The organism is Bradyrhizobium sp. USDA 4486, assembly GCF_054057995.1.
The window spans coordinates 2,681,209-2,699,031 of the sequence record NZ_JBSRZV010000001.1 but is presented as its reverse complement, the minus strand read 5'-3'; the positions used below and the strand labels follow the sequence as shown (position 1 = coordinate 2,699,031).

The following is a 17,823-nucleotide window of genomic DNA, read 5'->3' as shown; positions in this document are numbered from 1 at the left end:
TGAGCTCACTCCATGTGGCGCGTCATCTTTCCTTTTCTCCTTCTGGCGATCTCGACAATGGCCGCCGACGCGCGGCCGCGCCAGATCAATCCGATTCCGTTTTCGCACGAGCCGTGCAGCGTGCTCGACGGCCCGCCCTGTACGCCGTCTTACTGCAGCCCGCTCGAGCCCGGTCCCTGCATTCCCGAAATCTACTATCCCTACGGACAGAATCTCCAGCTGACGATCGAGAGCGTTCCATCCGATGCCGATCGCGGCAAATATCGGAAGCCGGATCACGACCTCGACACGATCGGCGACCTCTTCGCCGAGTTGCGCAGCTGCTGGGCGCCGCCCTCCGACAATGCACAGGCGGGCATGCAGATGTCGGTACGTTTCAGCTTCAACAAGGCAGGCGGTCTGATCGGCCCGCCACGCCTGACCTATGCGACCGCGGGCGTCCCGGCTGAGATCCGAACGACCTATCTCAACGCGATCAATTCGTCGCTGAAAGCCTGTCTGCCGCTGAAATTCACCAGCGGCCTCGGCGGCGCGCTGGCGGGCCGGCCGATCGCGATCCGCTACGTCGACAATCGGGAGCTCGGCAAGTAGCGCGTCAGTTGCGACCGGCGGCCAATCGATGATACGCCATGGGCGGGGGCGTTGGACGAGGGGAGGATATCGTGGGTCTGCTGGTCATGATCCTGGGGCTGGTGCTGTTTCTCGCGGCCCATGTTTTCACCACGAAACGCGACGCGCGCGCGCAAGCCATCGCGAGGCTGGGCGAGGGAACCTACAAGCTCCTCTACTCCGTCGTTTCGCTTGCGGGGCTGGCGCTGATCATCTGGGGCTTTGCCCATTATCGCAGCTCCGGCTGGATCGACGTCTGGTACCCGCCGAAGGCGCTCAAGCATATCACGGTCGCCCTGATGCTTCCCGCGGTCATCCTGGTGGTCGCCTCCTACCTGCGCGGCCGCATCTATGCGACGGTGAAGCATCCAATGCTGGCCGGCATCAAGCTCTGGGCCGCGGCGCATCTGCTCGCCAATGGCGATCTCGGCTCCATCATCCTGTTCGGCTCGTTCCTGGGCTGGGCGGTGTATGACCGCATTTCGCTCAAGCATCGCAAGGATGCTGGCGCGCCGCCAATCCCGGTGGGCGGCATCACCAACGATTTGATCGCGGTCGCCGTCGGCCTCGTGGCCTATTTGGCGCTGGCCTTTGCGTTCCACCCGGTTGTCATCGGTGTTCCCGTCGTGGGGGTCTAGCCGATCAGCCAAGACAACTCAGCATGCCCGTGCGCGGAAGATAACAAGAGCAACAAGCCGAGGATTCTGATGGACTGGTGGCAATCTCAGATCCCGCCAATGCGGCTCGAGGCGCGCTTTGGTGATCGGGTGGTGCCGGCGTTCTGCGACCGTCCGGCGAGCTTGTGGGCCATGATTGCGGAGGCCTGCGCACGCAATGCCGATAGCGAAGCCCTGATTGCAGGCGACGTTCGCCTGAGCTGGCGGCAGGCGGTGGAGCAGGCCGCGCGGATCGCGGCCGGTTTTCGCAAGCTCGGCCTGCAACGCGGCGATCGTGTTGCGATCCTGCTCGGCAACCGCATCGAGTTTCCGTTGCTGCTGTTCGCCGCCGCGCATGAGGGCCTCGTCGCGGTGCTGCTCAGCACGCGCCAGCAGAAACCGGAGATCGCCTATGTCCTCGCCGATTGCGGCGCCAGGATCCTGATCCACGAAGCGGCGCTCGCCGAGCGCCTGCCCGATGCATCGGATGTCCCCGATCTGATCCACCGCATCGCCATCGACAGCGATCCGGCTCTGTCGCGTTTCGCCACGCTCGCTGACCACGCACCAGCTGCAGCGCCGGTCGAGGTCCGCGAAGAGGACACCGCGATGATCCTCTACACCTCGGGCACCACGGGCAAGCCGAAGGGCGCGATGCTCGCCCATTGCAACATCGTGCATTCCTCGATGGTATTCGTGTCTTGCCTGCAATTGACGGCGGCGGACCGTTCGATCGCGGCCGTGCCGCTCGGCCACGTCACCGGCGTGGTCGCCAACATCACGACCATGATCCGCTGCGGCGGCGCGCTGATCATCATGCCGGAGTTCAAGGCGGCGGATTATCTCAAGCTCGCCGCGCGTGAGCGCGTCACCTACACGGTGATGGTGCCGGCGATGTACAATCTCTGTCTGCTCCAGCCCGATTTCGACAGCTATGATCTGTCGAGCTGGCGCATCGGCGGCTTCGGCGGCGCGCCGATGCCGATCGCGACCATCGAGAAGCTCAAGGCGACGATCCCCGGCTTGAAGCTTGCGAACTGCTACGGCGCGACCGAAACGACATCGCCGTCGACGATCATGCCGGGCGAGCTGACGGCGAGCCACATCGATAGCGTTGGCCTGCCGTGCCCTGGGGCACGCATCATCGCGATGGGGGCGGACGGCCGCGAGCTGCCGCCCGGCGAGATCGGCGAACTCTGGATCCAGAGCGCCTCGGTCATCAAGGGCTACTGGAACAATCCGAAGGCGACGGCCGAGAGCTTCACCGCCGGATTCTGGCACTCCGGGGATCTCGGCTCGGTCGATGCCGAAGGCTTCGTACGCGTGTTCGACCGGCAGAAGGACATGATCAATCGTGGCGGGCTGAAGGTCTATTCCGCCGAGGTGGAGTCGGTGCTGGCCGGCCACCCCGCGGTGGTGGAGAGTGCGATCATCGCCAAGGCGTGCCCGGTGCTGGGCGAGCGCGTCCATGCCGTCGTGGTGACGCGCGCGCCGGTTGCCGCTGAAGCCTTGCGGGCGTGGTGCGCGGAACGGCTGTCCGACTACAAGGTCCCCGAGACCATGGCCATCAGCGCCGAGCCGCTGCCGCGCAACGCCAATGGCAAGGTGCTGAAGCGGCAGCTGCGGGAGTTCCTGAGAGCCTGAGCCGGGCAGGGCGGTCCTCCGGCCTCTCGCCGGGTGGTTAACGCCTTGATCGGGCTGGCTTTGCCTTGCCACCGCCATATCGTTAGGGTACCTCGCCGCCACACGGGGACGGGATTCCTGACGCGGACGCATTGGCGCGCGCACCCGGACGCGCATGGGATTAGCATAAGTGTCTGAATTATTTGACGAAGTCGACGAGGAAGTACGTCGCGAACAGCTCAAGAAGCTGTGGGATAAATATTCGATCTACTTCATCGCCCTGATGGTGCTGGTCGTGGCGGCCGTCGGCGGCTGGCGCGGCTATCAGTACCTGGAGGCCAAGAAGGCCGCCGAGGCCGGCGCCGCGTTCGAGAAGGCTGTCGAACTGTCCGAGCAGAGCAAGCACGCCGAGGCCGAAGCCGCCTTCACCGAGCTCGCCGCCAAGGCGCCGTCGGGCTATCGCACCCTGTCGCGGCTGCGCGCCGCGGCCGAGGCCGCCAGCCGCGATCCCAAGGCGGCCGCGAGGCTGTATGACGACATCGCCGGCGACCGCAGTGTGGGTGGCGAGTGGCAGGATCTGGCAAAGATCCGCGCCGCGGGCTTGCTGCTCGACATTGCGTCCTATGCCGACATGCAGCAGCGGCTGGAGGCGTCGGCCGCGCCGAAATCGACATTCCGCCACAGCGCGCGCGAGATGCTGGCGTTGTCCGCCTGGCGCAACAACGACGCGACCGCCGCGCGCAAATGGCTCGATACAATTGCCGAAGACGGCGAAACGCCGCCCGGCCTGCGCTCGCGCGCCGAGGCGCTCCAGGCCCTGCTGCCGCCCGTCGCCAAAAGCTGACGACGGCCCTCTGACGTAACGAGACACCAAGATGCGCCGCACGCCACGCTTGATCGCAGCCGCCGTCCTGATCGCCTTCACGGGCGTCCTGGGCGGCTGCTCCAGCTTCGATCCAAGCGACATGCTCGACTTCCTCGACACCAAGAAGAAGCTGCCGGGTGACCGCAAGCCGGTGTTCCCGGAAGGTGTGCCGGGTCTCGAGCAGGGCGTCCCGAAGGAGCTGTACAAGGGCGCTCAGCAACAGCCTGATCCGAACGCGGGGGCCGTTGCGGCCTTGCCGACCGAGCCGCCGCCTGAACAGGCCAAGCAGGCCAAGGGCGCCAAGGCGAAGAAGACCAGGCAGCCGGCCGCAGCAGTCGCACCGGCCGAGGCGCCTGCCGGCGAAGTCGATGGCGAGGCCCAGCCGGAAGCTGCGCCGCCCACGGCCGCTCCGCCGCCCAAGCAGAAGATCGTCCGCAAGCGCACCACCGCGCCGCCGCCGGAGCAGCCTGTCCAGCAGGCCCAACCGACCCAGACCACTCAGCAACAGACGCAGGGTGGCTTCCCGGCGCCGCTGCCGAGCGGCAGCTTCTCGCGCTAATAATTCCGTTGCATTGACAGGCGCAGCCCCCGCAGCGCACGAATGACCGATGTCCTTCACGATCGCCATCATCGGCCGGCCCAATGTCGGCAAATCGACGCTGTTCAACCGCCTGGTCGGACAGAAGCTCGCGCTCGTCGATGATCTGCCGGGCGTCACTCGCGACCGCCGCGAGGGTGAGGCCAGGCTTGGCGATCTCCAGTTCACCATCATCGATACCGCGGGCCTCGACGAGGGCGCCAAGGGCTCGCTGACCGCGCGGATGCAGGAGCAGACCGAGACCGCGATCGCGCAGGCGGACGCGCTGTTCTTCGTCATCGACGCCCGCATCGGCCTCACGCCCACCGATCGCGCCTTCGCCGATTTCGCCCGCAAGGCCGACAAGCCGGTGCTGCTCGTCGCGAACAAGAGCGAAGGCAAGCATGGCGATGCCGGCGCGATGGAAGCGTTCGCGCTCGGTCTGGGCGATCCCATCCAGATCTCTGCGGAGCATGGCGAGGGCATGGGCGAGCTCTATGATGCGCTCGCCAGGCTGATGCCGGAGCCGGTCGAAGAAGACGAGGACGAGGACGACGCGCCGCTCTCGGAAGAAGAGGCCGCGACGCGTCCGATCCGGGTCGCCATCGTCGGCCGGCCCAATGCCGGCAAGTCGACACTCATCAACCATCTGCTTGGCGAAGAACGTTTGTTGACCAGCCCGGAGGCCGGCACCACGCGCGATTCCATCGCGGTCGAGATCAACTGGAAGGGCCGCGATTTCCGCGTGTTCGACACCGCCGGCCTACGCCGGCGCTCGCGCATCGAGGAGAAGCTGGAGAAGCTCTCGGTCGCGGACGCGCTGCGCGCGGTGCGCTTTGCCGAAGTCGTCGTACTGATGATGGACTCGCAGAACCGCTTCGAGGAGCAGGACCTGCGCATCGCCGATCTGATCGAGCGCGAAGGCCGCGCGGTCGTGCTCGCCGTCAACAAATGGGACCTGATGGAGACCAAGGGCGGCGGCGCGATCTCGGGCCTGCGTCGCGATGCCGACCATTGGCTGCCGCAGGTCAAGGGCGTGCCGATCGTCGCCGTCTCCGGCCTGATGGGCGAGGGCATCGACCGCCTGATGCAGGCGATCCAGGACGCCTATGCGGTCTGGAACAGGCGCGTGCCGACCTCCGCGCTCAATCGCTGGTTCGAGCAGGCGATCCAGGCCAATCCGCCGCCGGCGGTGTCCGGCCGCCGGCTGAAGCTGAACTACATCACGCAGAACAAGGCGCGTCCGCCGAGCTTCGTGCTGTTCTGCTCGCGTGCCGATGCGGTGCCGCAGTCTTATTTGCGCTACTTGACCAATTCCCTGCGCGAGACGTTCGAGCTGCCGGGCACGCCGGTGCGCATCACGCTGCGCGAGAAGGCCAATCCCTTCGCGCACAAGCGCAAGCGGCCGTCATGAGCGACGGCGCCGGCGAGGCGATGGCTCAGGGCGCAGCGCCGGTCCGGCGCGGCGCGGTCGCCTTCATCTTCGTCACCATCCTGCTCGACATGCTCGCGATCGGCGTGATCATGCCGATCCTGCCCAAGCTGGTCGAGAGCTTCGTCGAGAACGACACCGCGCATGCGGCGCGAATCTTCGGCCTGTTCGGCACCGCCTGGGCGCTGATGCAGTTCGTGTTCTCGCCGGTGCTCGGTGCACTCTCCGACCGCTTCGGGCGGCGGCCGGTGGTGTTGCTGTCGAATTTCGGGCTCGGCGCCGACTATGTGCTGATGGCGCTGGCGCCGTCCCTGACCTGGCTGTTCATCGGCCGCGTCATCTCCGGCATCACCTCGGCCAGCATCTCGACCGCGTTTGCCTATATCGCCGACATCACGCCGCCAGAGCGCCGCGCGGCGATCTTCGGCAGGATTGGCGCCGCCTTCGGCGCCGGCTTCATCCTCGGCCCGGCGCTGGGTGGCCTACTCGGCGATATCGATCCGCGGCTGCCGTTCTGGGCGGCGGCGGGGCTGAGCTTCGCCAATGCGCTCTACGGGCTCCTCGTGCTACCGGAATCGCTGGCGCCCGAGAAGCGTGCGCCGTTCCGCTGGAGAAGCGCCAATCCGGTCGGAGCGCTGCATCTGCTGCGCTCCAATGCAGCGTTGGCCGGACTGTCGATCGTCAATTTCATCGCGCAGGTCGCCCATGTCGTGCTGCCCTCGACCTTCGTGCTCTATGCGACATATCGTTACGGTTGGGATTCCAAGACGGTCGGATTGACGCTCGCGGTGGTCGGCATCTGCGCCATGCTGGTGCAGGGGCTCGCCATCGGCCCAATCGTGCGCGTGCTTGGTGAGCGCAAAGCGCTGGTGCTCGGCCTGTGCTGTGGCGCGATCGGCTTCGTGATCTTCGGCGCGGCCCCGACCGGGCCGCTGTTCTGGATCGGCATTCCCGTGATGTCGCTGTGGGGCATCTCGGGCGCCGCCATGCAATCGTTGATGACCCGGCTGGTCGCGCCCGATCAGCAGGGCCAGTTGCAGGGCGCGACCGCGAGCGTGCAGAGCGTCTCGCAGCTCGTCGGCCCGTTCCTGTTCACGCTGACGTTTTCCTATTTCATCAGCACCAGCGCGCCGCTGCATCTGCCCGGCGCGCCATTCCTGCTTGCGGCGGCGCTGATGGTGGTCTGCGTGGCGATCGCGGTGCGGTCGCTGGGTGCGACCAAGACGGTCTCGTAGGGTGGGCCAAGCGAAGCGTGGCGCGCCTTTGCCTACCCTACGGCAGTGTTGCCCGGGATGACGGCTACGCGGTCACTTCTTCACCAGCGGGCACTCGCTGTCCTTGAGCGGCTTGGCCGCGTCTTCCGCCGAGATGTTCGCGACCAGTTTGTAATAGTCCCACGGACCCTTCGACTCCTCCGGCTTTTTCACCTCGAACAGATAGGCCGGGATGAGGCGGCGGCCGTCGGCGCGTAGCGGGCCCTTGCCGAACAGCGGATCGTCGGTCGGCAGCTCCTTCATCTTGGCGACCACCTTGGCGCCGTCATGCGGGTTGGCGCCGAGCGCGTCCATCGCCTTCAGGTAATGCAGGATGCCGGCATAGAGCCCCGCGACCGTCATCGACGGCATCGAGCCCTTGGGCGAGACCTTCTGGAAGCGCTTCGACCATTCGCGGGTCTGGTCGTTGAGGTCCCAGTAGAAGGACTCTGTGAAGGTCAGGCCCTGTGCGGTCTTCAGGCCCAGCGAGTGCACGTCATTGATGAACAGCAGCAGCGCGGCGAGCTTCTGACCACCGGAGACGATGCCGAATTCGGCGGCCTGCTTGATCGCATTGGTGGTGTCGCCGCCCGCATTGGCGAGGCCGATGATCTTCGCCTTCGAGGACTGCGCCTGGAGCAGGAACGACGAGAAGTCGGCCGTGTTGAGCGGGTGCTTGACGCCGCCGAGCAGCTTGCCGCCGTTGGCCGTGACGACCGCGCTGGTGTCGCGTTCGAGGGCATGACCGAAGGCGTAGTCGGCGGTCAGGAAGAACCAGCTGTCGCCGCCGGCCTTGGTCAGCGCCTTGCCGGTGCCGTTGGCGAGCATGTAGGTGTCGTAGGTGTAGGAGATCGTGTTCGGCGTGCAGGCCTTGCCGGTGAGGTCAGCGGTGGCCGCACCCGAATTGAGCAGCACCGAGTTCTTTTCCTTGACGAGGTTGTTCACCGCGAGCGCCACGCCAGAGCTCGGCGTGTCCGAGATGACGTCGACCTTGTCGTTGTCGATCCATTGCCGGGCAATGTTGACGCCGATGTCGGGCTTATTCTGGTGATCGCCGGAGAGGACGTCGATGGTCCAGCCCTTGGCCTTCAGGCCGGAATCCTCGACCGCCATTTTCACAGCGGCGACCGAGTTCGGGCCGCCGATGTCGGCATAGAGGCTCGACATGTCGTTGAGCACGCCGATCTTGATGGTCTTGTCTTGCGCGTAGGCCGATGTTGCAAAACCGAAAGTGGCGCATGCCAAAAGAGCCGCAGTGCGGCGCGCGAGCGTCGTCGTCATGAAAGGTCTCCTCCACTGTCAAATATTCGGACGGCTCTCTTGGACGGAGCCTTGTTCCGGTTGACGCTCTACCGTGTCCCACGGCCGGCTGCAATGCACCTAAATGCGGATGACGCTGCGTCGTAGCGTCATCCGTCGGTTAACTCTTGGGGCAAAATGCGTTGAGACGCTATTTGAGCGCGTCCGAGGTCAGCTTGAATTTCTGGATGCGTTTTCCGGTATCGACCTCGGCGGTATAGACGTTACCCCTCGCGTCGACCGCCATCGCATGCACCCAGTGGAATTGCCCGGCATTGCGACCGTTGTGGCCGAAGCTGCCGACCACGCTGCCGTCGTCCCGTTTGATCACCCTGATCTCGTTGTTCTCGCCGTCGGCGCTGAGCAGATAAGTCTGTTTCGGATCGGGCCAGATCGCGATGTCCCAGACAGCGCCATTGCCGAGCGTGTTCTTCTCGAAGAAGAACTCCTTCACGAAGGTGCCGTTCTTCTTGAACACCTGGATGCGATTGTTGATTCGGTCGCAGACATAGACCTGCCCGTCATTGGCGAGCTTGACGCAGTGAACGGGATTGCCGAATTGCTGCGACACCGGCGCCTTCGGATCGTAGGCCGCCTGCTTGGCGTCATCAGGCTTGTTGCCGTAGGCGCCCCAGTGCCGCTTGTAGGCGAGCGTTGTCGCATCGAACACGATGACGCGGCGGTTGCCGTAGCCGTCGGCAACGTAGATCTCGTTCGCCTCCTTGTCGATAGCAGTCTCCGCGGGCTTGCCTAGCTGCGTCGTGTCGTTGCTGCCGAGGCTCGGCGCGATCTTGCCGATCTGCGCGACGAACTTGCCGTCCAGCGTGAACTTCAGGATCGCGTTGTCGTTGTCGGCATTGCCGCCGACCCAGACGAAGCCGCGCTCGTCGACCTCGATGCCGTGCTCGCGGCCGACCCATTCATAGCCTTCGCCCGGACCGCCCCACGAGCGCAGGAGGTTGCCCTCGCTGTCGAATTCGAGCACGGGCGGCGCCGAGACGCAGCACTTGGAGCGCGGCGGGTTGAGGCTCGCGCCTTTCTCGTCATCGGTGAGCGAACGCGGGCGATGGATGACCCAGATGTGGCCCTGCCAGTCGACGGTGATGCCGCCGACCTGGCCGAGGATCCAGTTGTTCGGCAGCTGCTTCGGCCAGGAGGGATCGACTGCGAAGGTCGGAACATCGCCGGCAATCGCAACGCCCGGGAGGAGGAGCGCAATGGCAGCGATCAGGATGGAAAAAGCATGAAGGACATTTGCGAGCGCACGAGAAAGCCCTGTGCGATGCCATGGCGCCATGGCGACCTCCCTTTCCTGGCCTGCGGCTTGCTGCCGCTTGAGCGCCGGCAGTCAATCGCGGGGAGGCATTTGAGTCAATCAGGCCGGCGGGCGGAAGCTCATCAGGCTGCGGGTCTTGTAGTCGTAGAACTTGCCGGTCTCGGTCCAGTCGGGCGTGCACAGCGGGACGATGAATTCGGCGACCTGCTCGGGCGTGTCGAGCGTCGCGGGGTCTTCGCCCGGCATCAGGGTGGCGCGCATGCGGGTGCGGATGGGCCCGGGATTGAACAGGTTGACGCGGACCTTGGTGTTCGCGGTCTCCTGCGCCCAGGCTCGTGCCAGCGTCTCCAGCGCGGCCTTGGAGGCGGCGTAGGGGCTGACATAGGCGGTCGCCTTGTTGGCGGCGCCCGAGGTGATGAACACGGCGCGGCCGGCGTCCGATTGCTTCAGCAGCGGCTCCATGCAGCGGATCAGCTGGAAGTTCGCGGAGACGTTGACGGCCATCACGTCGTTGAAGGTCTTCAGCTCGATGTGGCCGATCGGCGAGGAGGGGCCGAGCACGCCGGCATTGCCGACGAGGATGTCGAGCTTGCCGTAGCGCTCGTGCAGCCCCGCGCCGAGCCGCGCGATGCCGTCAAAATCGGTAAGGTTGAGCGGCACCAGCGTGGCGCTGCCGCCGATTTTCCGGATCTCGTCGTCGAGCTCTTCCAGCCCGCCCTGCGTGCGCGCGGTGGCAACGATATGGGCGCCGGCCTTCGCCAGCGCGAGGGCGGTGGCAAAACCGATGCCGCGCGAGGCGCCGGTGACGAGAGCGATGCGGCTCGTGAGGGGTTTTGTCATAGCGGGGTTTTACAGGCGTGGACGGCCGGGACAAGCCCCGCGTGGCCGTCATTCCGGGGCGATGCGAAGCATCGAACCCGGAATCCAGAGGTGACGAGGCAATCTCGAGATCCCGGGTTCGCGCTGTCGCGCGCCCCGGGATGACAACTCAAGATCAGCTCGCCTCCGCCAGCAGCGACAATTGCCGCGGCTGCGGCTCGGTCTGGGTCTGGTCGGTCAGGTGGGTCGGGTAGGCCCCGGTGAAGCAGTGATCCGAGAATTTCGGATTGGCGGGGTCGCGGCCGGGCTCACCCATGGCGCGGTACATGCCGTCGATCGACAGGAAGGCGAGCGAGTCGGCGCCGATGATCTCGCGCATCTCCTCCAGCGAATGCGTCGCGGCCAGGAGGCCGCCGCGGTCGGGCAGGTCGATGCCGTAATAATCCGGGTAGAGGATCGGCGGCGAAGCGAGGCGGAAGTGCACTTCCTTGGCGCCGGCATCGCGCATCATGCGCACGATCTTCTTCGAGGTGGTGCCGCGCACCAGGGAGTCGTCGATCAGGATGATGCGCTTGCCTTCGATCGCGGCGCGGTTGGCCGAGTGTTTCATGCGCACGCCGGACTCGCGGATCGCCTGCGTCGGCTGGATGAAGGTGCGGCCGACATAATGGTTGCGGATGATGCCGAGCTCGAACGGCACGCCGGAATACTGGCTGTAGCCGACCGCGGCGGGCACGCCGGAATCCGGCACCGGCACGACGACGTCGATCGGCACGTGGCTCTCGCGCGCGAGCTGCGCGCCGAAGGCCTTGCGCACCTCGTAGACCGAGCGGCCGTGGACGATGGAGTCCGGCCGGGAAAAATAAATGTATTCGAAGATGCAGGGGCGCGGGGCCATCGGCGGGAACGGCTTGTGGATGTCCTGGCCATTCTCGTCGAACACGATGACTTCGCCCGGCTCGATGTCGCGGATGAAGCGTGCACCGATGATGTCGAGCGCGCAGGTCTCCGAGGTCAGGATCGGGCAGCCGTCGAGCTCGCCGAGCACGAGCGGACGGATGCCACGCGGATCGCGCGCGCCGACCAGCTTCTTGTTGGTGAGCGAGACCAGTGCATAGGCGCCCTCGATCTCGCGCAGCGCGTCGATATAGCGCTCGATGAAGCGGGCGCGCTTGGAGCGCGCGACCAGATGGAGGATCACCTCGGTGTCGGTGGTCGACTGCATCATCGCGCCGTGCTTCACGAGCTCGCGCCGCAGCGTCAGGCCGTTGGTGAGGTTGCCGTTGTGGGCGACTGCGAGGCCGCCGGCATTGAGCTCGGCGAACAGCGGCTGCACGTTGCGCAGGATGGTGGCGCCGGTGGTGGAATAGCGGACATGGCCGACCGCGACGTTGCCCGGCAGGCGGTCGATCACCTCGCGGCGGGAGAAGGTGTCGCCGACGAGGCCGAGGCGCCGTTCCGAGTGAAAGCGGCTGCCGTCGTACGAGACAATGCCGGCGGCTTCCTGGCCGCGGTGCTGGAGGGCGTGCAATCCGAGGGCGGTGATGGCTGCTGCATCGGGGTGGCCGTAGATGCCGAACACGCCGCACTCCTCGCGCAGCGTATCTCCCTCGAGGTCGTCCTGAAGCTCTAGCGCGGCAGGGCCCAAACCAGTCCCGAGATCTAGATCAAGCTGGGCGTCCTGGTCAGGGTGTCGCATCTCGTCCGCGCCTCTCTGTTGGGGCCTAATCAACGCGCCGCAGGTTTCTCGATCAGCTTCTTCAAACTGTCACGAGCCGGTTTGCTGTATCCGTCGCCACTGCCCGAAGGCTGCTGCTCGGAATCAGCTTGATCATCATCTGGTTTGTTTTTCTTGAATCTCTTCAAGATGGTGTTCTCGGGGTCGTCCGGCAAGAGGGACATCAGCCAATCCCCGGTTCCCTGGAGGACCACGCGGGACTTAGCCCCCGTGACCCAATCCGGGCGCTGCTTGTCCGGCACCAGCCAGGTGAAGAACAGGAATGCGACTACGACGATCAAAAGCCCGCGAGCGAGGCCAAACAGGAACCCCAGGGTCCGGTCCAGCGCACCGATACGCGAATCCAGGATCATGTCGGAGATTCGCACCGTGATCACGGAAACGATGACCAGGGTGCCGACGAACACACCTGCGATCACGACCACGCTCGCGACCGTGTCGTTGTTGAAATAGGTCTTGGCCGTCGGCAGCAGCTTCGAGAACGAGTAGAGCGTCACGATCGCGGCGGTGCCCCACGCCGCGATCGAGAGGATTTCGCGCATGAAGCCGCGGACCATGGCGAGCAGGCCCGAGATCAGCATCACACCGAGCAGGATCAGGTCGAGGAGTGTTACTGGCATCGGCTGGTCTGGTCCGCTCGTACTTCAAAAGGTGCTCTAGCCGAATCGGTGCTTGGCCGCTGCCTTAAAAGAGGGGCAGACGGCGTTCCCGGCAAGGCCGCAACCACGCAATCCCATGCTGCTTTTGTGACGGCTGTATAGCGGCGAGGGCGGGATACGTCACCTCCAGCTACCCCTCTCCACGGCGGAATCTTGCCGGTGTGGCATTTTTCTCCGCCGGAGCGCTCTGATCGCCGCGGCGGGAGCCCTTGGCGGCGATTTCGGCCACGAGGGTCGTGAGGCTGTTGACCGCGTTCAGCGACAATCCGGCGTCACTGCCGGCATCGCCGCCCCGGGCCGATTCGGGCAGCACGGCGCGTTTGAAGCCGAGCTTGACGGCTTCCTTGAGCCGGGCCGGGGTCTGTGCCACCGGACGGATCACGCCAGAGAGCGAAATCTCGCCGAAATAGACGGCATCGGTGGGTAACTGCGCATTAACCAGGGACGAGACCAACGCGGCTGCGGCGGCCATATCGGCTGCCGGCTCGTGGATGCGCAGGCCGCCCGCGACGTTCAGATAGACGTCGTGGCCGGACAGCTTGACCCCGCAATGGGCCTCCAGCACCGCCAGCACCATGGAGAGCCGGCTCTGGTCCCAGCCGACCACGGCCCGGCGCGGGGTGCCGAGCGAGGTCGGGGCCACCAGCGCCTGCAATTCGACCAGGACGGGCCTCGTACCCTCGATGCCCGCAAAAACTGCGGTGCCGGGCGTGCCGAGGTCACGCTCGGACAGGAACAGCTCGGACGGGTTGGTGACCTCGCGCAGGCCAAGGCCGGTCATCTCGAACACGCCGATCTCGTCGGTCGGACCGAAACGGTTCTTCACCGCGCGCAGGATGCGGAATTGTTGCGAGCCTTCGCCCTCGAACGACATCACGGCATCCACCATGTGCTCGACGACGCGAGGACCCGCGATCTGGCCGTCCTTGGTGACGTGGCCGACCAGGATGATGGCCGCGCCAGTCTTCTTGGCGAAACGAATGAGCGCCTGCGCGGAGGCGCGCACCTGCGTCACCGTGCCGGGCGCGGATTCGACCGTGTCCGTCCACATGGTCTGGATCGAGTCGATCACGATCAGCCGCGGCACCGCGCCTTCCGACAGCGTCGAGACGATGTCTTCCACCGATGTCTCTGCGGCGAGCTGCACCGGCGCATCCGACAGCCCGAGCCGTTCGGCGCGCAACCGCACCTGGGCGATGGCTTCTTCGCCGGAGATATAGACGATGCGGTGGCCGGCGCGCGCCATCATGCTGGTCGCCTGCGTCAGCAGCGTCGATTTGCCGATGCCGGGGTCGCCGCCGACCAAGAGCACCGAGCCGCGGACGAAACCGCCGCCGGTGACGCGGTCGAGCTCGGTCATCCCTGACGAGAGGCGCGGCGCATCCGGGCTCTTGCCGGCAAGGCTCTCCAGGGCGAACGTCCGGCCTTTGCGCTTGGAACGGATCGACACCGGCACGCTTCCGCTGGTGTCTTCTTCCGCGAGCGTATTCCACTCGCCGCAGGACTCGCACTTGCCCTGCCAGCGGTTGTAGGCCGCGCCGCAGTTCTGACAGACGAAGGAAAGCGTGTTCTTGGCCATGGGGACAGCGAGTCGGAGGGGTTTGTGGTCTGCTGATAGCACGGAACGGAGCGCAGAGAGCGAACCCTGCCGCTCCCGAATATCGCAATTCAATGCGCCCGATACACCCTTTGTTAGTTCTGAGCCGCGGCACCAGAGCGAACTTTGCCAAATGTTAGCGGACGCAGGCGCAGTTTCGGATCCAAAGACGGGGTGGCGAAACAAACAAATGACGGTGGTCTTGCGCATATTGCTCGCGATGGGCATGGCCTGCGGCGTTCTGATGCCGCCTGGCGGCGCTGTCGCGGCGGACGCCAGGCGTCTCAACATCGTTTTCGTCAACCCCGGCAAGACCGGCGAAGTCTACTGGGACATGGTCGCGCAGACCATGCAGGCCGCCGGCCGCAAGCTCGACGCACATATCGAGGTGCTGAGCAGCGAGCGCAATTACCGCACCATGCAGGAGCTGGGATTCGGCGTGGTCGCGCGCGCCGACAAGCCCGATTTCCTCATCCTCTCGAACGAGGAATCCGCCGCCGTTCCGATCCTGGAGGCGGCCGAGGCCGCCGGCGTCAGAACGCTTTTGCTCTCGAACACGCTGATCGGCGATGACGCGGCCCGCCTTGGCCCGCCGCGGCAGAAGCTCAAGACCTGGCTCGGCGACATCACGACCGATCTTCAGACCGCGGGAGCGCGGATGGCGAACGCCCTGATCGCTACCGCGCGCACCGAGAAATGGCAGAGCGCCGACGGCAAGATCCACATTCTCGGCATCGGCGGTGACGAGACCACCCCGTCCTCGATCGCCCGCAATGCCGGCCTCAAGCTCGCCGTGGAGGCCGCGCCCGACGTCGTGGTGGACCGGATGCTGTTCGCCAACTGGACGCAGTCCGAGGCCGAGCAGGTCACCGCGAATTATCTGGGCTGGGCCTCGCGCAAGGAGATCAGGCCGGCCGGCATCTGGGCCGGAAACGATCCGATGGCGCTCGGCGCGCTGCGCGCGGTGATCGCCGCCGGTCTCACGCCGGGCCGGAACATCCAGGTGGTCGGCCTCAACTGGTCCGACGATGCGCTGCGCGAGATCAAGGCAGGCCGTCTGCTCCTGAGCGACGGAGGGCATTTTCTGCTCGGCGGCTGGTCGATCGTTCTCCTGCGGGACTACGCTGACGGCTGCGATTTCGCGGCCGCATCGCCGCGCGTCGAGGTCAAGACATCCGCGATCACGCGCGACAATCTAGCCTCGGTCGGCGACCTCATCAGGGTGCGCGGCTTCGACCGCATCGACTTTGCGCGGTTCAGGGCGAAGCCGGGACGATGTGGGGAGTACGATTTCTCGATCGACGCGTTGATCTCGTCGCTGGCGCCGCTGGAAGGCACCGCCGATTGATGCAAAACGGGGACGACATGACCGATCCGGACCGCAGCGCGCAGGCCGTGCCGCCGCGGCTGCGCTCGGTTGTCCGCGCGATGATCTGGGCCACCGTGCCCGTTCTGCTGCTGGTGCAATTGCTCGCCTCTGCCGGCGTCGAAGCCTCGAGCTTCTGGTCGCAGATCCGGCAGCTCGACGCCCGCATCGCCCGCGTCGCCGAGAGCAGGGCCGAGCTGATCGCCGAGCCGCTTTGGAAGATGCGTTACGACCAGGTCACGGGCGTGCTCAACGAGATCATGCACGACGAGACCATCGCGGCGGCGGCCGTCTATGACGACACCGGCGTTGCGATTGCCCGCGTGGTGGCGCGTCCCTCGGAGCAGGGGGTTGCGGAGGTCTCGCGTCCGATCAAGTACAGCAACGGCAACATGTCGGTTCAGGCCGGCCGTATCGCGATCGCCTATTCCCATGCGGCACTGTATGCGGACGCGGGCAGCCGGCTGGTGCTGCTGCTGGTCGTCGGCCTGCTCGCAACGCTCGCCACCCTGATCGCGATGCGGATCTCCGCCAATATCTTCATCGGCAAGCCCTTGGCGGCGATGATGGCGGCGATCCAGCGCAGCAAGCAGGACGGCCGCGCCTATCCGGCGGAGGTCAAATCCTCCAATGAATTCGGCCAGCTCGCCCACGCCTTCAACGCCATGCAGCACACGACGGCGGGTGCGCTGGACCGGCTCAGCCACATGGCCGCGCACGATCCGCTGACTGGTCTGCCCAATCGCCGCTCCCTGTCCGAGCACTTGGTGACGCTGAGCAACGATGCCGGCTCGCCGGACTCGCTGATCGCGTTCTGCTTCATCGATCTCGACGACTTCAAGGGCATCAACGACACCTTCGGTCACCATGCCGGCGACAAGTTCCTGGTCCACATCTCCGAGCGTCTTCGTGCTGCGGTCGAGCCGCAAGATTGGGTGGCCCGGCTCGGCGGCGACGAGTTCGTCGTGATCCGCCCCGAGGTCAGCAACCAGGCGAGCGCGCAGGCGTTTGCGCGCCAGCTGCTGGACGCGATCTCCGAACCGATCCGGCTGCACGACAAGCAGGTGGTGCCGCGCGCCAGCATAGGCCTCGCCGTGCGCCGCGCCGGCGATCCCGAATTGTCGCATTTGCCGGCGCTTGCCGACATCGCGCTCTACCACGCCAAGAGCAAGGCGCCCGGCACCGTCGCCGTGCTGGACGAGGCGCTTCAACGCGACTATCGCCGCCGCAGGGATCTCGAACTCGCCATTCCCGCAGGCTTCGCCGAGGGACAGTTCGAGGTCTGGTATCAAAGCCAGGTCGACCTCGAGAGCCAGGCCGTCGTAGGGCTCGAGGCGCTCATCCGCTGGCGCCACCCTGAACATGGCGTGATCGGCCCCGGCGAGTTCCTGCCGCTGATCGAGCGCAGCGGCAACAATGCGCGGCTGACGCGCTATGTGCTGACCGATGCCTGCCGGGCGTTGCAGCTTCTGGCCGCCGCTGGCAGGCCGCAGATCAGGATCGCGATCAACCTGCCGCCGTCCGAGCTCGCCGACCATTCGCTCGCCGCCGAACTGCGCGCGACCTGCGCGCGCTTCGATGTCGCGCCATCATCGCTGGAGCTCGAGATCACGGAGGGCTCGCTGATCAACAACATCGCCAGCGCCTCCGAGACGCTGCACCGGTTGCGGCGCCTCGGTGCCACGGTTGCGCTGGACGATTTCGGTACCGGCTACTCTTCGCTCGCGCATCTCAGGCGTTTCCCGCTGGACAAGGTCAAGATCGACAAGGCGTTCATCAGCGAGATTCCTGATAGCGCGGAAGACAAGGCGATCGTCGGCGTCATCGCATCGCTTGCCGGTACGCTGGGGCTGACGCTCGTCGCCGAAGGCATCGAGCGGGCCGAGCAGGCGCGCGCGATGCGCGAGATCAGCGTCACGCTGGTGCAGGGCTATCTCTATCACCGGCCCCAGCCGCTCGAGGGCGTGCTGCAATGGCTCGAGGGACAGGCCGTGGCCGAGAAGCGTGTCATTGCGGAGAGCCCGTCGATCGCGCCGGAATTTGCCGCCTGAGGC

Annotated in this window: 15 protein-coding genes; 9 read left to right on the top strand and 6 right to left on the bottom strand. The window is 65.8% G+C overall.

Annotation, left to right across the window (positions count from 1 at the left end):
* The first annotated feature begins 12 nt into the window (after window positions 1–12).
* The 7 genes from ACVWY3_RS13325 to ACVWY3_RS13295 all read left to right on the top strand — a co-directional run bounded on the left by ACVWY3_RS13325 (window position 13) and on the right by ACVWY3_RS13295 (window position 6,997).
* Window positions 13–591: a hypothetical protein gene (locus ACVWY3_RS13325; protein WP_456838856.1), complete on the top strand. Its 579-nt coding sequence runs from the start codon at window positions 13–15 to the stop codon at window positions 589–591.
* Window positions 592–662: 71 nt separating this feature from the next.
* Window positions 663–1,247, top strand: a complete 585-nt coding sequence (locus ACVWY3_RS13320) for an NnrU family protein (protein ID WP_456838855.1) — start codon at window positions 663–665, stop codon at window positions 1,245–1,247.
* Window positions 1,248–1,316: 69 nt separating this feature from the next.
* Window positions 1,317–2,909: a class I adenylate-forming enzyme family protein gene (locus ACVWY3_RS13315; RefSeq protein ID WP_456838854.1), complete on the top strand. Its 1,593-nt coding sequence runs from the start codon at window positions 1,317–1,319 to the stop codon at window positions 2,907–2,909.
* A gap of 169 nt (window positions 2,910–3,078) precedes the next feature.
* A complete protein-coding gene (locus ACVWY3_RS13310) occupies window positions 3,079–3,732 on the top strand; it encodes a tetratricopeptide repeat protein (RefSeq protein WP_456838853.1) in 654 nt (217 codons plus the stop codon).
* A gap of 31 nt (window positions 3,733–3,763) precedes the next feature.
* Window positions 3,764–4,312: a hypothetical protein gene (locus ACVWY3_RS13305; RefSeq protein ID WP_456838852.1), complete on the top strand. Its 549-nt coding sequence runs from the start codon at window positions 3,764–3,766 to the stop codon at window positions 4,310–4,312.
* Window positions 4,313–4,361: 49 nt separating this feature from the next.
* Window positions 4,362–5,744: a ribosome biogenesis GTPase Der gene (gene der, locus ACVWY3_RS13300; protein ID WP_456838851.1), complete on the top strand. Its 1,383-nt coding sequence runs from the start codon at window positions 4,362–4,364 to the stop codon at window positions 5,742–5,744.
* Window positions 5,741–6,997: a TCR/Tet family MFS transporter gene (locus ACVWY3_RS13295; protein ID WP_456838850.1), complete on the top strand. Its 1,257-nt coding sequence runs from the start codon at window positions 5,741–5,743 to the stop codon at window positions 6,995–6,997. Before der ends, ACVWY3_RS13295 begins: the two co-directional genes overlap by 4 nt.
* Window positions 6,998–7,069: 72 nt before the next feature.
* On the opposite strand, the gene ACVWY3_RS13290 is transcribed toward ACVWY3_RS13295, so the two are convergent.
* From ACVWY3_RS13290 to radA, 6 genes are all read right to left on the bottom strand, one after another.
* Entirely contained in the window at window positions 7,070–8,296 is a 1,227-nt protein-coding gene (locus tag ACVWY3_RS13290) for an ABC transporter substrate-binding protein (RefSeq protein ID WP_456838849.1), read from the bottom strand.
* Between the two features lie 169 nt (window positions 8,297–8,465).
* Complete coding sequence (locus ACVWY3_RS13285) at window positions 8,466–9,611, bottom strand: hypothetical protein (RefSeq protein WP_456838848.1); 1,146 nt, start codon at window positions 9,609–9,611, stop codon at window positions 8,466–8,468.
* Window positions 9,612–9,689: 78 nt separating this feature from the next.
* A complete protein-coding gene (locus ACVWY3_RS13280; protein ID WP_456838847.1) occupies window positions 9,690–10,430 on the bottom strand; it encodes an SDR family NAD(P)-dependent oxidoreductase in 741 nt (246 codons plus the stop codon).
* A 154-nt stretch (window positions 10,431–10,584) separates the two neighbouring features.
* A complete protein-coding gene (purF, locus tag ACVWY3_RS13275) occupies window positions 10,585–12,108 on the bottom strand; it encodes an amidophosphoribosyltransferase (RefSeq protein WP_456838846.1) in 1,524 nt (507 codons plus the stop codon).
* Between the two features lie 29 nt (window positions 12,109–12,137).
* Window positions 12,138–12,767 (bottom strand): CvpA family protein, encoded by a 630-nt coding sequence (locus ACVWY3_RS13270; protein WP_456838845.1) that lies wholly within the window; start codon window positions 12,765–12,767, stop codon window positions 12,138–12,140.
* Between the two features lie 169 nt (window positions 12,768–12,936).
* Entirely contained in the window at window positions 12,937–14,385 is a 1,449-nt protein-coding gene (gene radA / locus ACVWY3_RS13265) for a DNA repair protein RadA (protein ID WP_456838844.1), read from the bottom strand.
* Window positions 14,386–14,593: 208 nt separating this feature from the next.
* Between radA and ACVWY3_RS13260 the strand changes: the two genes are divergently transcribed.
* Window positions 14,594–15,751, top strand: a complete 1,158-nt coding sequence (locus ACVWY3_RS13260) for an ABC transporter substrate-binding protein (protein WP_456838843.1) — start codon at window positions 14,594–14,596, stop codon at window positions 15,749–15,751.
* On the top strand, window positions 15,751–17,820 hold the full coding sequence (locus tag ACVWY3_RS13255; protein ID WP_456843357.1) for a putative bifunctional diguanylate cyclase/phosphodiesterase: 2,070 nt from the start codon (window positions 15,751–15,753) through the stop codon (window positions 17,818–17,820). The genes ACVWY3_RS13260 and ACVWY3_RS13255 overlap by 1 nt, the downstream gene beginning before the upstream one ends.
* The last annotated feature ends 3 nt before the right edge of the window (window positions 17,821–17,823 follow it).

Bases quoted from the DNA above. Each gene is read 5' to 3' on its own strand.
- ACVWY3_RS13325 (WP_456838856.1), top strand. From the start codon at position 13: ATGTGGCGCGTCATCTTTCCTTTTCTCCTTCTGGCGATCTCGACAATG.
- ACVWY3_RS13315 (WP_456838854.1), top strand. From the start codon at position 1,317: ATGGACTGGTGGCAATCTCAGATCCCGCCAATGCGGCTCGAGGCGCGC.
- ACVWY3_RS13305 (WP_456838852.1), top strand. From the start codon at position 3,764: ATGCGCCGCACGCCACGCTTGATCGCAGCCGCCGTCCTGATCGCCTTC.
- der (WP_456838851.1), top strand. From the start codon at position 4,362: ATGTCCTTCACGATCGCCATCATCGGCCGGCCCAATGTCGGCAAATCG.
- ACVWY3_RS13295 (WP_456838850.1), top strand. From the start codon at position 5,741: ATGAGCGACGGCGCCGGCGAGGCGATGGCTCAGGGCGCAGCGCCGGTC.
- ACVWY3_RS13290 (WP_456838849.1), bottom strand. From the start codon at position 8,296: ATGACGACGACGCTCGCGCGCCGCACTGCGGCTCTTTTGGCATGCGCC.
- ACVWY3_RS13285 (WP_456838848.1), bottom strand. From the start codon at position 9,611: ATGGCGCCATGGCATCGCACAGGGCTTTCTCGTGCGCTCGCAAATGTC.
- ACVWY3_RS13280 (WP_456838847.1), bottom strand. From the start codon at position 10,430: ATGACAAAACCCCTCACGAGCCGCATCGCTCTCGTCACCGGCGCCTCG.
- purF (WP_456838846.1), bottom strand. From the start codon at position 12,108: ATGCGACACCCTGACCAGGACGCCCAGCTTGATCTAGATCTCGGGACT.
- ACVWY3_RS13270 (WP_456838845.1), bottom strand. From the start codon at position 12,767: ATGCCAGTAACACTCCTCGACCTGATCCTGCTCGGTGTGATGCTGATC.
- radA (WP_456838844.1), bottom strand. From the start codon at position 14,385: ATGGCCAAGAACACGCTTTCCTTCGTCTGTCAGAACTGCGGCGCGGCC.
- ACVWY3_RS13260 (WP_456838843.1), top strand. From the start codon at position 14,594: ATGACGGTGGTCTTGCGCATATTGCTCGCGATGGGCATGGCCTGCGGC.
- ACVWY3_RS13255 (WP_456843357.1), top strand. From the start codon at position 15,751: ATGCAAAACGGGGACGACATGACCGATCCGGACCGCAGCGCGCAGGCC.